General features: G+C 66.8%; 12 protein-coding genes. 8 read left to right on the top strand and 4 right to left on the bottom strand.

What is annotated here, in order from left to right:
• Positions 1–47 precede the first annotated feature (47 nt).
• Positions 48–230, bottom strand: coding sequence for a hypothetical protein (locus EYW47_RS35615; protein WP_133199498.1), 183 nt, complete (start codon positions 228–230; stop codon positions 48–50).
• Entirely contained in the window at positions 227–1558 is a 1332-nt protein-coding gene (locus EYW47_RS35610; RefSeq protein WP_133199497.1) for an MFS transporter, read from the bottom strand. The genes EYW47_RS35615 and EYW47_RS35610 overlap by 4 nt, the downstream gene beginning before the upstream one ends.
• 254 nt (positions 1559–1812) lie before the next feature.
• Between EYW47_RS35610 and EYW47_RS35605 the strand changes: the two genes are divergently transcribed.
• Entirely contained in the window at positions 1813–3396 is a 1584-nt protein-coding gene (locus EYW47_RS35605) for an aldehyde dehydrogenase (NADP(+)) (protein ID WP_133199496.1), read from the top strand.
• Between the two features lie 78 nt (positions 3397–3474).
• On the opposite strand, the gene EYW47_RS35600 is transcribed toward EYW47_RS35605, so the two are convergent.
• The gene (locus EYW47_RS35600; RefSeq protein WP_133199495.1) at positions 3475–4212 is read right to left on the bottom strand and encodes a FadR/GntR family transcriptional regulator; all 738 of its coding nucleotides are present in this window, start codon (positions 4210–4212) and stop codon (positions 3475–3477) included.
• Positions 4213–4834: 622 nt separating this feature from the next.
• Between EYW47_RS35600 and EYW47_RS35595 the strand changes: the two genes are divergently transcribed.
• The 7 genes from EYW47_RS35595 to EYW47_RS35565 all read left to right on the top strand — a co-directional run bounded on the left by EYW47_RS35595 (position 4835) and on the right by EYW47_RS35565 (position 11871).
• Positions 4835–5440 (top strand): c-type cytochrome, encoded by a 606-nt coding sequence (locus EYW47_RS35595; protein ID WP_133199532.1) that lies wholly within the window; start codon positions 4835–4837, stop codon positions 5438–5440.
• 43 nt (positions 5441–5483) lie between these two features.
• On the top strand, positions 5484–6845 hold the full coding sequence (locus tag EYW47_RS35590; RefSeq protein WP_133199531.1) for a c-type cytochrome: 1362 nt from the start codon (positions 5484–5486) through the stop codon (positions 6843–6845).
• A 46-nt stretch (positions 6846–6891) separates the two neighbouring features.
• On the top strand, positions 6892–7074 hold the full coding sequence (locus EYW47_RS35585; protein ID WP_133199494.1) for a hypothetical protein: 183 nt from the start codon (positions 6892–6894) through the stop codon (positions 7072–7074).
• 48 nt (positions 7075–7122) lie between these two features.
• Complete coding sequence (locus EYW47_RS35580; protein ID WP_133199493.1) at positions 7123–7701, top strand: cupredoxin domain-containing protein; 579 nt, start codon at positions 7123–7125, stop codon at positions 7699–7701.
• On the top strand, positions 7691–9316 hold the full coding sequence (locus EYW47_RS35575; protein ID WP_133199492.1) for a cbb3-type cytochrome c oxidase subunit I: 1626 nt from the start codon (positions 7691–7693) through the stop codon (positions 9314–9316). The genes EYW47_RS35580 and EYW47_RS35575 overlap by 11 nt, the downstream gene beginning before the upstream one ends.
• Entirely contained in the window at positions 9313–10098 is a 786-nt protein-coding gene (locus EYW47_RS35570; protein ID WP_133199491.1) for a c-type cytochrome, read from the top strand. The genes EYW47_RS35575 and EYW47_RS35570 overlap by 4 nt, the downstream gene beginning before the upstream one ends.
• Positions 10099–10239: 141 nt before the next feature.
• A complete protein-coding gene (locus tag EYW47_RS35565) occupies positions 10240–11871 on the top strand; it encodes a GGDEF domain-containing protein (protein WP_133199490.1) in 1632 nt (543 codons plus the stop codon).
• On the opposite strand, the gene EYW47_RS35560 is transcribed toward EYW47_RS35565, so the two are convergent.
• A complete protein-coding gene (locus EYW47_RS35560) occupies positions 11840–13255 on the bottom strand; it encodes a cytochrome-c peroxidase (protein ID WP_133199489.1) in 1416 nt (471 codons plus the stop codon). The two genes, EYW47_RS35565 and EYW47_RS35560, sit on opposite strands and share 32 nt — an antisense overlap.
• Positions 13256–13257 lie beyond the last annotated feature (2 nt).

The following is a 13257-nucleotide window of genomic DNA, read 5'->3' as shown; positions in this document are numbered from 1 at the left end:
GCATGACCTCAATAAATGCGGCGCGCTGCGCCTGACGATTCCAATAATCAGGATACCTGATGAGCATCCGCTGCATCCGCGCCATCTTGCGCGGCGACGATTTCGACCCGGTTCGCGCCCTGCCCGCCCGTGCGGCGCAAAGCAAGCGTGAGCGCGCCGCTTTGCGCACCGACGCGATAGAGCGAGACGCGCGGCGACTTCTCTCCGCGCGCAAATTCGCGTGCGTTCACTGCGCGCTGCCCTGCACCGGCGCCTCGGCAAAGGCGCGGCGCGCAGGCTTGTTGCGCGCGAGGAACGCGACGGCGGCGGCGATCAGCGACGTCACGCCAAGGCCGTAAAGCCCGCCCGTGATCGAGCCCGTGTGCTGCTGCAAGTAGCCGAAGGTGGCCGGGGCAAAGAAGCCGCCCAGGTTGCCGAGCGAATTGATGAGCGCGATCACCGCGGCGGCCACGCGGGTGTCGAGATAGCCCTGCGGGATCGGCCAGAACAGCGACGAAGCCGCCTTGAAGCCGATGGCCGAGAAGCAGATCGCAACGAACGAGAACACCGGATCCGCCGAGGTCGAGGCAAACAGGCCGCACGCGGCAATCACGAGCGCAACGGCGAGCCAGGCTTGCTGGAAGCGGTATTTCGCCGAGAGCAGCGCGAAGCAGTACATCGCGACGATGGCGATCATCCACGGAATCGTGTTGTACAGGCCCACCTGGAAGTCGGTGAGGCCGCCCATCTTGCGGATGATGGTGGGCAGCCAGAAGGTGGCCGCGTAGATCGTCAACTGGATCGCGAAATAGAGGAAGCAGAACAGCACGATCTGCGGGTCGCGCAACAGCCGCGTGACCGGCACATACGCGCCCGTCGCGGCTTCGCGCTCGGCCTGCTCGCTCGCCATGCAGGTTTCGAGCGCGGTCTGCTCGGCGCCGGAGAGCCAGTGCGCGTCGCGGATGCGCGACTTCAGCATGAGCCAGCTCGCGCCGCACAGCGCAACGGAGAACGCGCCTTCGATCAGGAACATCCACTGCCAGCCCGAGAGGCCCAAGCCGTGCACCGAAAGCAGCGCGCCCGTGACCGGGCCGGAGAGCACCGAGGCGAACGCCGAACCCGCGAGGAAGATCGCCACGGCCTTGCCGCGCTCCTTTTGCGGCAGCCACTGCGCGAAGTAATAGACGACGCCCGGGAAGAAGCCCGCTTCCGCGATGCCGAGCAAGAAACGCAGCACGTAGAACGACGTCTCGTTGTGCACGAAGGCCATGCTCGCCGCGACGATGCCCCACGTGCCCATGATGCGCGTGAGCCAGGCGCGCGCGCCGAACTTCTGCATCAGGATGTTGGACGGGACTTCGAAGATCGCGTAGCCGACGAAGAACAGCCCCGCGCCCAGGCCGTACGCCGCCGCCGAAAGACCGATATCGGCCTTCATGTGCGCGCCGGCGAAACCGACGTTCACGCGGTCGATGTAGTTCGCGATGAACATGATCAGGAACAGCGGCAAGACATGCCGCTTGACCTTGGCGCTGGCCGAATCCAGCAGGTCTTCGTAGCGGGTGGCGGAAGTGGACATCGGGGTTGTCTCCAATTTGGCGCCCTGGCCGGTGGCTCGGCATCGACAAGTCGCATCGTGGTACGTTGTCTGATGACATTCTAGCGATGTTGTACGATCACTTCAACATAGCGTTTACCCTTTCAGCGCGCCAGAAAAGTGCCTGACTAGCGCAAATTATGGGCCTGGAAGCGCCTCGCATCATGCCGGGATTGGCTCTTGCCGATCTTATGTTGTACGATGACATATATCTAGCAACGACATCAGGAGGCGACATGCAAATCACCGGCGAAATGCTGATCGGGGGCCGCGCGGTGCGCGGCTCGGACCAGCCGCTGCTGGCCTGCAACCCATCGACTGGCGCGGACATCCCTGCCCCGGTGTTCGGCAGCGGCACCGTCGGAGACGTGGTGCAGGCCTGCGCGCTGGCCGCCGCGGCCTTCGACGCTTATCGCGGCCTGCCGCTGCCCGTGCGTGCGTCGTTCCTCGAGCGCATCGCCGACGGCATCGCGGCGCTCGGCGACGCGCTCACGGAGCGCGCACATGCGGAAACGGGCCTGCCGAAGGCGCGCCTCGAAGGCGAGCGCGCCCGCACCGTGGGCCAGTTGCGCCTGTTCGCGCAGGAAGTGCGCCAGGGCCTGTGGCTTGGCGCGACGCTCGACTCCGCCCTGCCCGAGCGCAAGCCGCTGCCACGCGCCGATCTGCGCCTGCAGAAGATCGCGGTCGGTCCGGTCGCCGTGTTCGGCGCGAGCAACTTCCCGCTCGCCTTCTCAGTGGCGGGCGGCGACACGGCGGCCGCACTCGCTGCCGGCTGCCCGGTGGTCGTGAAGGCGCATGGCGCGCACCTGGGCACCTCGGAGATGGTGGGCCGCGTGATCCAGCAGGCCGTCAAGGACATGGGGCTGCCCGAAGGCGTGTTCTCGCTGATCGTCGGCGCGGGGCGCACCGTGGGCGAGGCGCTCGTCGCGCATCCGGCCATCAAGGCCGTGGGCTTCACCGGCTCGCGCGCGGGCGGCACCGCGCTCATGCAGATCGCCGCGCAGCGACCCGAGCCGATTCCCGTCTACGCGGAAATGAGCAGTATCAATCCGGTGTTCCTGTTGCAGGAGGCGCTCGCCACGCGCGGCGCGGCCATCGCCCAGGGTTTCGTCGATTCGCTCATGCTCGGCGCGGGCCAGTTCTGTACGAACCCGGGGCTCGTGATCGCCGTGGAAAGCCCCGCGCTCGCACAGTTCGTCGCGGCCGCCCAGGCGGCGCTCGCCGGCAAGCCCGCGCAAACCATGCTGACGGCTGGCATTCACGCCGCTTACGAACAGGGTGTGCGACGACTCGCTGAAACACCGGGCGTGCTGGCATGCGCGCAAGGCCAGCCGGAGCGCGGCCCGAACGAGGCATGCGCCGCGCTCTTCGTGACCGACGCGAAGACCTTCCTCGCGCAGCACGCACTCGAAGACGAAGTGTTCGGTCCGGCTTCGACCCTGGTGCGCTGCGCGCACGTGGCGGAACTGTTTGCGGTGGCGGAGCACTTCGCGGGCCAGCTCACCGCCACGATCCAGATGGAGCGCGACGACCTGCCCGCCGCGAAGCGCCTCGTGACTATCCTCGAGCGCAAGGCGGGCCGCCTGCTCGTGAACGGCTTCCCGACCGGCGTGGAAGTGGCCCACGCGATGGTCCATGGCGGACCGTTCCCGGCCACCTCCGATAGCCGCGCGACCTCGGTGGGCACGAGCGCGATCGAGCGCTTCCTGCGCCCGGTCTGCTATCAGGACTTTCCGGCTGAGCTGCTGCCCGAAGCGCTAGCGGATGCCAATCCGCTTGGGCTCTGGCGGCGCAGGGATGGGGAGGTTGTGCGGGGGTGATCGATCGGCGCGCTGACCGGCTATGTCGTCCGGCGCGTCGTTTGTCACCGCGAGCGAAACAATATCGCTCTTCTCTTATCAAGCCCCCTCCCCCGCTGCCGCCGCCCGCCTCAACCGCTCCCTGCTGCTCGACAGATGCATGCGCATCGCCGCGCGCGCGCTTTCGGAATCGTGCCTGGCGATGGCTTCGAAAATGCTCTCGTGCTCGCGGTTCACGAGTTCGGCATAGGCCTTGGGATCGCTGTGCGCGATACCGGCCGAATCGATGCGATGACGCGGAATGAGCGCCGCGCCCATCTGCGTGAGGATGTCGACGAAATAGCGGTTGCCGGTGGCGCGCGCCACTGAGACATGGAACTGCAGGTCGGCGTTGGCGCTGTCACCGCCCGAGCGCGTGGCGGCCGAAATCGCGTCGAGCGCCGTGCGGATATTCGCGAGATCGCGCTCGCTCGCGCGCTGCGCGGCGAGCCCGGCGCATTCCGTTTCGAGGCTGATGCGCAGCTCGAGCACCGAGAGCAGGTCGTTGAGCGTGCTCGCCGGCACGACCTCGAGATCGAGCGGCTCGCGGCGCGGCTCCAGCACGAAGCTGCCGATGCCGTGACGCGTCTCGATCACCGACATGGCCTGCAGCCGCGAGATGGCCTCGCGCACCACGGTGCGGCTCACGCCTAGCGTGCCCATGAGACTGCTTTCGGTCGGCAGCTTGTCGCCGGGCTTGAGCATGCGCGAAGCGATCTGCTCGTTGATGTAATTGACGGCCTGTTCGGCAAGATTGCGGGTGCGGGTGGGTATGGGCGCGGCGCTCGAATCGGCCATCGTCCTCTCCTTGGGATGCGAGTTTCGTTTCATTATACGTCGTCGGACAACCGCACGCCCCGCCGTCGCATCGCTCGCGCCAGCGCCGCTTCGCATGACTCCGGCGCAAGACCGAAGACATCGGACAACTAGGTCGGCCAGCATGATTGACGGCCCGCGCACGATGGGCGCAATCGTCGCCGGACAAAGTCGCATGGCCGCATCAATTGATTCGGATTCCGTAGTTATCGATGCAAGCCGCGTTTGATCCTCAATATGGATGCGTTAGCAAACGTCCTTATTTAAAGGCCGAATCGAAAAAGCCGTCGTCGATAATTTGTACACGTTCAACTCGACAGCGCACGTTTTTCCACGATAATGTGCTCCAGAAGATGCGTGCCGGAACGCGGTCGCCACGCTGCGCCTTCAAGGCGCAGCACAAGAGCGAGCCCATCACCGTGCCGGACGACGCCTCAACTGATACCGAATCGCATCGCGCTTGTGCCGTCCCTGCCGTCCACAATCCGCAACGAGGGAATCATTGAGAAACCGCATCGTCCGCGTTGTCCTCTGTGCCCTTGCGCTCGCGCTGCCGTGCGCCGCGCCCTTCGCGGCGCCACCCGCGGAGCGCGCGCCTGACACCATGCAGGCCCGCGTGATGGGCTGCGCCGCGTGTCACGGCGCACACGGCGAAGGCACCGACAACGACTACTTCCCGCGCCTCGCCGGCAAGCCCGCCGGCTATCTCTACAACCAGCTCATCGCGTTTCGCGACGGCGGCCGCAGTTACCCGCCGATGAACTATCTGCTCGCGTATCTGCCCGATGCCTATTTGAAGCAGATCGCCGAGTTCTTCGCGCAAGAGCATCCGCCGTATCCGCCGCCCGCCACGCCCAAGGTGGATGCGGCCATGCTCGCGCTCGGCAAGTCGCTCGTCATGAACGGCGAGGCCAGCCGCAAGGTGCCAGCGTGCGCGGCCTGCCACGGCGCCTCGCTCACCGGCATGCAGCCCGCCATTCCGGGCCTCGTGGGCCTGCATGCCGACTACATCAGCGCACAACTGGGCGCGTTCCGCTACGGCGCGCGCCGCGCCGCCAGCCCGGACTGCATGCACGACATCGCCTCGCTGCTCTCCGAGCGCGACATCACGGCCATCGCCGCCTGGCTCGCCGCGCAGCCCGCGCCGGCTAACCCGATGCCCGCAGCGCCCTCGCCCTTGCCGCTCGCGTGCGGCAGCGTCCCCCACTAGCCGAGGCCTCGACGTGCGCAAACTTCGATCCCTCATCCCGACGATGCCGGCCCCCGCGTTGGCGCGAGCACGCGCGAAAAGCTTCGCGCGCGCCCTGACGCTGAGCGCCGCGCTCTGGTGCACGGGCACTGCGCTCACGCACGCGCAAACCGGCGCGCCCACCGCCAATGCCGCGGATGCGGCCGCCGCAGCAGCAGCGGCGGCATCGGCCAACGCCAAGCCCGTGGCGAGCAATGCAGAGCTGCTCGTGCGCGGCGAGTATCTCTCGCGCGCGGGCGACTGCATCGCCTGCCATACCGTGCCTTCGCAGCCGATGTTCGGCGGCGGCCGCCCGATGGAAACGCCGTTCGGCACGCTCTACACGCCGAATATCTCGTCGGACAAGGAATACGGCATCGGCGCGTGGAGCGCCGACGAGTTCTACCGCATGCTGCACGAAGGCAAATCGCGCGACGGCACGCTGCTCTACCCCGCGATGCCGTTCGCTTCGTACACCAAAGTCACGCGCGCCGACTCCGACGCGATCTACGCGTATCTGCTTTCCACGCCGCCCGTGCATCAGCCCAATCGCGCGCATACGCTGCGCTTTCCCTATAACCAGCGCCAGCTCCTGCTCGGCTGGCGCGCGCTGTTCTTCCGCGCGGGCGAGTTCAAGCCCGATCCGAAGCAGTCGGTGGAGTGGAATCGCGGCGCGTATCTGGTCGAGGGTCTCGGGCACTGCACGATGTGCCACACGGAGATCAACGCGCTCGGCGGCAACACGGCCTCCAAGGAATTCCAGGGTGGCCTGATCCCGCTGCAGAACTGGTACGCGCCTTCGCTCACCTCGAACAAGGAGGCGGGCCTCGGCGACTGGAGCATCGACGATATCGTCGATCTGCTGCACGCCGGCGTGTCCAACCGCGGTGCCGTGTACGGGCCGATGGCCGAAGTGGTCTACGACAGCTTCCAGTACCTCACCGAAGACGACGTGCGCGCCGTGGCCGTCTATCTGAAGTCGCTGCCGGGCCACACCAATGAGGTCGACAAGTCGCCCAAGAGCCCGTTCGTGACCGAGGAAGCCAACCGTCTCGCGCCGCTCGGCAAGAAGATCTACGAGGCGCAGTGCGCGGAATGCCACGCCACCGAAGGCCAGGGGAAGCTGCCGCATTTCCCGCCGCTCGCGAACAACCAGTCGATCCAGATGAATTCGGCGGTGAACCCCATCCGCATGGTGCTCAACGGCGGCTACGCGCCGGGCACCAAGAAGAACCCGATGCCGTACGGCATGCCGCCGTTCGCGCAATTGCTCTCCGACGAGGAAGTCGCCGCCGTGGTCACCTATATCCGCACGGCATGGGGCAACCACGGCACGCCGGTTTCCGCGCAGGAAGTGAATGCGCTGCGCTCGGCGCCGCTTTTCTGAGCGGTGGTTGCGAGGTTTTTAAACTGCGTTTCAACCCGAGGCCGCGATGATCGAGACTCCCGTTCCGCAACAGCCCGGTGAGCCCCCGCAGCACGAGCAGGTCGACGAGATCGTGCGTCGTGGCCCAGGCGGCGCGCTCGCGCTCGCCGGCATTGCCACGGCCATCGTGGCCGCGATCTGGTTTGCGTTCTATTTCTGGGTGTTCCTGCCTCGCGGCGTCATTCAATAACTGAGCCGGCCATCACCTCCTCACTCCATCCTCGCGCCAACCGCCCTCATGTCCACGCATCCAACCGATCCCCATGCCAGCGCCGAAGTTGCCGCGCGCGTGGAGCGCCGCTGGGCCACGCTGATGGTGGCGCTCGTTCTCGTGCTGGTGGCGATGGTGATCTTCACCGGCCTGCACTGGTCGATGATGCCGCCTTCGCGCGTCGAGACCATCGACCCGCAAACGCTGCACGTCTCCGGCGAATTCGTCGAAACGAATCTGGGCAGCGCGCTCGAGCCGGACGGCTCCGTCACGGTGCGCGTGCTCGCACAACAGTACTCGTTCACGCCGCAATGCATCGTGGTGCCGGCGGGCGTGCCCATCACCTTCCGCGCCACCAGCGCCGACGTCGTGCACGGCTTTCTCGTGACCGACACGAACCTCAATTCGATGGTCGAGCCGGGCTATGTCTCCACCTTCCGCACGACCTTCGAGAAGCCCGGCGATCACCTCATGCCGTGCCACGAGTATTGCGGCACGGGTCACCAGGGCATGTGGGCACACGTGAAGGTTGTCGAGCGCGACGCCTTCATGCAGATGGCGGCCCTTGCGGAGAACCCTTCGCGGAGACTGAGCTGTGTTAAATAACAAGCGCCTCGTGCTCGCCCACTTCTGGCTCGCGTTCATCCTGTTCGGGGTCGCGCTGCTGCTCGGCGCGTGGCAGATGCTCGTGCGCAGCCCGCTGCATCCGTGGCTGCACGACCCCGAGCTCTACTACCGCTCGGTGACCGAGCACGGCACCGTGATGGGCTACGCGTTCCCCACGCTCATCGCCATGGGCTTCGGCTACGCAGTCAGCGAGCTCGCGCTCAAGCGGCCGCTCGTGGGCGTGCGCTGGGCATGGCTCGGCTTCATCCTGCTCGCGCTCGGCGCGGTGACCGCTTCCGTTCCCGTCGCGCTCGGCCGTGCCTCGGTGCTCTATACCTTCTATCCGCCGATGATCGGCAACGTGTTCTATTACGTCGGCGTCGTGCTCGTGGTGGTGGGCTCGTGGGTCTGGGTCGCGCTGATGAGCGTGAATCTCGCGGCATGGCGGCGCGAGAACCGCGGCAAGCCGGTGCCGCTCGCGATGTTCGCGACCACGGCGGGCGCGTATCTGTGGGGCTGGACCGCAGTGGGCGCAGCCATCGAGGTGCTGTTCCAGATCCTGCCCGTCGCGCTCGGCTTGCGTAACACCATCGACGCGGGCCTCGCGCGCGTGTTTTTCTCGTGGACGCTGCACGCCATCGTCTACTTCTGGCTCATGCCCGCCTACATCGCCTATTACACGATCATTCCACGCGCGATCGGCGGGCGTCTTTATAGCGACGCGATGGCGCGCATCTCCTTCATCTTGTTCCTCGTGGTGGCGATGCCCATCGGCCTGCACCACCTCTTCACCGACCCGCAAGTAGGCTCGGGCTTCAAGTTCCTGCAGTCGGTGTTCACGGCGCTCGTGGCCGTGCCCACGCTGCTCACGGTCTTCACGATCTGCGCCTCGGTCGAGATCGCGGGGCGGCTGCGCGGCGGCAAGGGCACGTTCGGCTGGATCGCGAAGCTGCCGTGGCACAACCCGCAGATGCTCGCCGTGGCGTTCTCATTCGTGATGCTCGGCTTCGGCGGCGCGGGCGGGCTCATCAACATGAGCTACCAGCTCGATCAGCCCATCCACAACACGCAATGGGTCACGGGCCACTTTCACCTGATCTACGGCGGCGCGATCGTCATCATGTACTTCGCCATCGCCTACGATTTATGGCCGCAGCTCACGGGCCGCGCGCTCACCAACTGGCGGCTCATGCGCTGGCAGCTGTGGCTGTGGTTCATCGGCATGATCGTGACGACGTTTCCGTGGCACCTGGTCGGCATTCTCGGCATGCCGCGCCGCATGGCCTATTTCGATTACAGCGACCCCGCGCTCGCCGCGCAGGCGAGCCTCGTGACGATCTCGGCCGTGGGCGGGCTGATACTCGTGATCTCCGCAATCCTGTTCTTCGTGGTGCTGCTGCAGGGCCATCGCGGCGCCACGCAGACGAGCGAGGAATACCGCTTCAGCGCGCCGGTGCATGAGTCGCCCGTGCTGCCCGCCGCGCTGAACAGCTTCGCGCTGTGGATCGTGCTGATGATCGCCCTCACGATCACCAACTACGGCTACCCCATCGCCCAACTGCTCGCGACACCCAACACGGCCGTGCCCGCGATTCCGATTGGAGCGCCGCGATGAGCGACGAACGCCTGTTCACGTTACGCAATGTGTGGTTTCGCGCGAGCGTGGGCGCGACGATCCTCGTGCTCGTGGTCTCGGCGCTGATCGGCTTCGTCTGGCTGCCCTCGGCGCAAAGCGATCCGCACTTCCAGGGCATCTGGAACGCCATCTGCAGCGCAGCCGGCGTGCCGCGCCAGTGGTACCAGGTGGGCACACCGATCACACCCGGCTACAAGGTCAGCACGGTCGAGCTCACGCCGCACATGCTCGACGACGCCACGAGCCTCTCGATCGGGCGCGGCGCCACGCTCTCGCTGCGCTGCACGATGTGCCACGGCCCGCGCGGCATGAGCGAGGCCAATTCGCCGAATCTCGCGGGGCAGTTCGCGAGCGTGGTGTACAAGGAGCTGCTCGACTTCCAGAGCGGCGCGCGCCAGAGCGCGGTCATGTCGCCGATGGCGCAGAATCTCTCGGACCAGGACATGCGCGACCTCGCGGCCTACTACGCCTCGCTGCCGAGCGCGGCGCGCGTGCGTGGCGATGCGCCCGCGATCGTCTCGGAAGGCGCGCCGCTGCGCAATATCCCGGCGTGCGCCGCGTGCCACGGCGGCGTCGATCACAAGGTGGGCAGCCCGTGGCTCGACGGCTTGCCGGCGGCCTACACCAGGGCCCAGCTCGCGGCCTTCGCGGACGGCACGCGTCACAACGACATTTCCGAGCAGATGCGCAATATCGCGCGCAACATGACCCCTGAGGAAATCGACGCGGCGGCGGCCTGGTACGCGGGCGGCGCGCACTAGGGCCTGTTCACGCCAATAACGGGCCCTGGCAGCACGTGCCCGTGGCGGCACGCTCAATTCAATCGACTCGAGCAGCGCGGGGGCAGGACACGCCGCTTGCGCGCCCCGCGCTTGGCCCCCCTCCCGTGGAGAGCCCCGATCATGGCGTCCAGGCCGTTGCACGCACGCTTGACCCGTGCCGTGCGCAATGCGTTCGCGGCGCAGTTCCGCTGGCTTGGACGCCATCCGTTCGTGCCGGGCTGCGTGGGCACGCTCGTAGGCGTCGCGATCGTCGCGCTGGCGTTCACGGGCTTCGCGCAACAGCGCGAGCAGGCGCTCGCGAACGCGCGGCAGACTTCCAGGACGCTGGTCTCGCTGATGTCCGCGCACCTCGAATCCAATTTCGGTGTCTACGACCTGATCCTGACCGACGCGCTCGATTCGATCCGCGACCCGCGCACGGCCGCGCTGCCGCGCGACCTGCGCCGCAAGCTCATTTTCGGCAAGGTGGCGGGCACGGCTTATCTCGACGGCGCCCTCTATGTCGATGCGCACGGCAAGATCGTCGAATCGGCGGACGGCCACGACTACCCGAGCGTCAATCTCGCCGACCGCGATTATTTCCGCGCCCAGGAGCGCAGCCGCTCGGTGGGCATGTATATCTCCGATCCGTTCCGCTCGCGCGTGAACGAAGGCCAATTCGCCATCGGGCTCTCGCGCCGCGCGAACGCCTACGACGGCGCGTTCGGCGGCGTGGTGGTGCTCACGCTGCGGCTCGCGTATTTCCAGCAGTTGTTCGACCGTATCGACGTGGGCCGCCGCGGCACCGTCTTCATCATGCTAGACGACGGCACGCTGCTCGCCCGCCAGCCGTTCTCCGATTACGACGTGGGCACCAATCTCGCCTCGCAGCAGCAGGTCGCGCCGATGCTCAAGGCGAGCGCGGGCTCGTTCATCGCGCGCGACGACGAGGACGGCACGACGCGCATCTACACCTGGCGGCGCGTGCCGCACACTTCGCTGATCGTGGCGGTCGCGCCCGCGCTCGACGACACGCTCGCGGCGTGGCACCAGCGCGTCGCGATCAACGGGCCGATGTCGCTCGTATTCGGCGTGGTGGTCGCGCTCTCCTCGTGGCTGCTCGCATTCGGTCTGCGTGCGCGCCTGCGCGCGGAATCCGAGCTGCACCGGCTTTCGGTCACGGACGCCCTCACCAGCCTCGCGAACCGCCGCGCGCTCGATCTGCGTCTCGTGAGCGAGTGGAACCGCGCGCGCCGCGCGGCAGAGCCGATCTCGATCCTCTTCATCGACATCGACCGCTTCAAGCTCTTCAACGACTTCTACGGGCACGCGGTAGGCGACGAGGTGCTCGCCGCCGTGGCGCACGCCATAGAGGCCACCGTCCATCGCGCGACGGACATGGCGGCGCGCTACGGCGGCGAGGAGTTCGCGGTGATCCTCTCGAACACGCCGCCCGATGGCGCGTTGAACATCGCGGAGCAGATCCGCGCGAACGTGCAGCGCCTTGGCATCGTGCACGGGCACAGCGAGCACGGCTCGGTGACGGTGAGCGTGGGCTGCGCGACCTGCATGCCGCGCGAAAGCACGGGCGCGCATGCGCTCTTGCGCGCCGCGGACGAGGCGCTCTACGCCGCGAAGCAGGCCGGCCGCAACCAGGTCAAGGCGACGGCATTCGACGGCCCCCCGCCCGACCCGCGCAACGCGCTGGTCGATGGCGGGCCGCCAGCGCAACCGCCGGAGGCTAATTCGACGACGGCGCCGGATCGTCGTTGAGCGTCTTCAGAAACGCGACGATGTCGCGGATCTCGTCGTCGGTCATCGCGGGCTTGTCGCCGAACTTGCGGTCGAACGGCGCGTCCGTCACATCCACGTTGTTCCGGTATTGCGGCGGGATGTCGTCGTACTTCTCGATCTTGCCGTGGGCATCGTGCGGATAGAACTTGCCGGGGTCGGTGTTGCGCTCGTTGTAGAACGCCATCACCTGATCGAGGTTGTGATAGATGCCGTTGTGAAAGAACACTGTGCGCGTGGCCGAATTGCGCAGCGTGGGCGTGAGGAACATGCCGCAATACTGCGTCTGGTCCTTCATGTCGGCACGGAATGGCCCGCATACGCCCAGATCGAAGAAGCGCGGGTCCCGGTTCTGCGCGAGCTTGTGGTTGCGCGGCACGCCGAGCGCCTCGTACTGGTAGTCGGTGAACATCGGCGGCAGGCCGTCCTTGCCCGGCTTCGAAAGGTGGCAGCCCGCGCAGTTCGCCTTCTTGTCGTCGTTGAACAGGCGCAGGCCGCGCAGCTCGGCCTGGGTCAGGCGCGCGTGCCCTTCCAGCCAGCGGTCGTACTTGCTGTTGTACGGATGGAACGACGGGTCTTCCACCTGATAGCGCGAGATCGCGAACATCGCTTCGGAGACGAGCAGTTTGTGGTCGTCAAAGATTCGTGATCCGAACAATTCCGTGAAGCGCTTCGCGTACGACGCGTGCTGAAGCTTCACGGCCACGGTATCGACGCTCGCGTTCGCCATCTCCACCGGATTGAGCAGCGGGCCGTAGGCCTGCTGCTGCAAGGTGTCGGCGCGGCCGTCCCAGAACAGCCCGCCTTGCGGCACCATCTCCACCGAGGTCGACGGACCGCCCGCGGTCTTCTGCGATTTCACCACGCCGGCTGCGGCCGTGGCCTGCTGCGCGACCGTGGGCGCGTCGTCGTTTTCGCCCGCATCGGGGCCGATGCTGAAATTCGGCTGGCGATACAGATACATGAGCGACGGCGGCGGACGATAGCCCTGCTGCGTCATCGCGAGACCGCCCCGTTGCACGTCGAGCCCGTTGGGCGGCCCATAGGCATGCTCGGGGCTATGACACGACGCGCACGACTGCCGCCCCGAAGCCGAGAGCGCGGGGTCGAAGAAGAGCTGCTTGCCGAGCTGGGCCATGGCCGAAAGCGGCGCCACGTGAGGTCGTTGCAGCACCACAGGATGAGGATTCGCGCCCGTGAGGTTCTCGACGAGGGCGCCCACGGACTCGGGCACATCAGCGGGAAAGGCCACGGCATAAGCACTGAAGCCAAGCGCGGCGATCGCGACGGCCGCGCCGGCACGCAGCGCGAGACGCGCGGGCTTGGCGCTGGCAGCAGGAGAAGGCGAAGAAGAGAGCTCGGACATAT

This window comes from Paraburkholderia silviterrae (genome assembly GCF_004353915.1).
In the GTDB taxonomy this organism is placed as follows: domain Bacteria; phylum Pseudomonadota; class Gammaproteobacteria; order Burkholderiales; family Burkholderiaceae; genus Paraburkholderia; species Paraburkholderia silviterrae.
This window is presented reverse-complemented; position numbering and strand designations above follow the sequence as displayed.

Coding starts and splice junctions, on each gene's coding strand:
- EYW47_RS35610 (WP_133199497.1), bottom strand. CDS start 1,558: ATGTCCACTTCCGCCACCCGCTACGAAGACCTGCTGGATTCGGCCAGC.
- EYW47_RS35605 (WP_133199496.1), top strand. CDS start 1,813: ATGCAAATCACCGGCGAAATGCTGATCGGGGGCCGCGCGGTGCGCGGC.
- EYW47_RS35600 (WP_133199495.1), bottom strand. CDS start 4,212: ATGGCCGATTCGAGCGCCGCGCCCATACCCACCCGCACCCGCAATCTT.
- EYW47_RS35595 (WP_133199532.1), top strand. CDS start 4,835: ATGCAGGCCCGCGTGATGGGCTGCGCCGCGTGTCACGGCGCACACGGC.
- EYW47_RS35590 (WP_133199531.1), top strand. CDS start 5,484: ATGCCGGCCCCCGCGTTGGCGCGAGCACGCGCGAAAAGCTTCGCGCGC.
- EYW47_RS35585 (WP_133199494.1), top strand. CDS start 6,892: ATGATCGAGACTCCCGTTCCGCAACAGCCCGGTGAGCCCCCGCAGCAC.
- EYW47_RS35580 (WP_133199493.1), top strand. CDS start 7,123: ATGTCCACGCATCCAACCGATCCCCATGCCAGCGCCGAAGTTGCCGCG.
- EYW47_RS35570 (WP_133199491.1), top strand. CDS start 9,313: ATGAGCGACGAACGCCTGTTCACGTTACGCAATGTGTGGTTTCGCGCG.
- EYW47_RS35565 (WP_133199490.1), top strand. CDS start 10,240: ATGGCGTCCAGGCCGTTGCACGCACGCTTGACCCGTGCCGTGCGCAAT.
- EYW47_RS35560 (WP_133199489.1), bottom strand. CDS start 13,255: ATGTCCGAGCTCTCTTCTTCGCCTTCTCCTGCTGCCAGCGCCAAGCCC.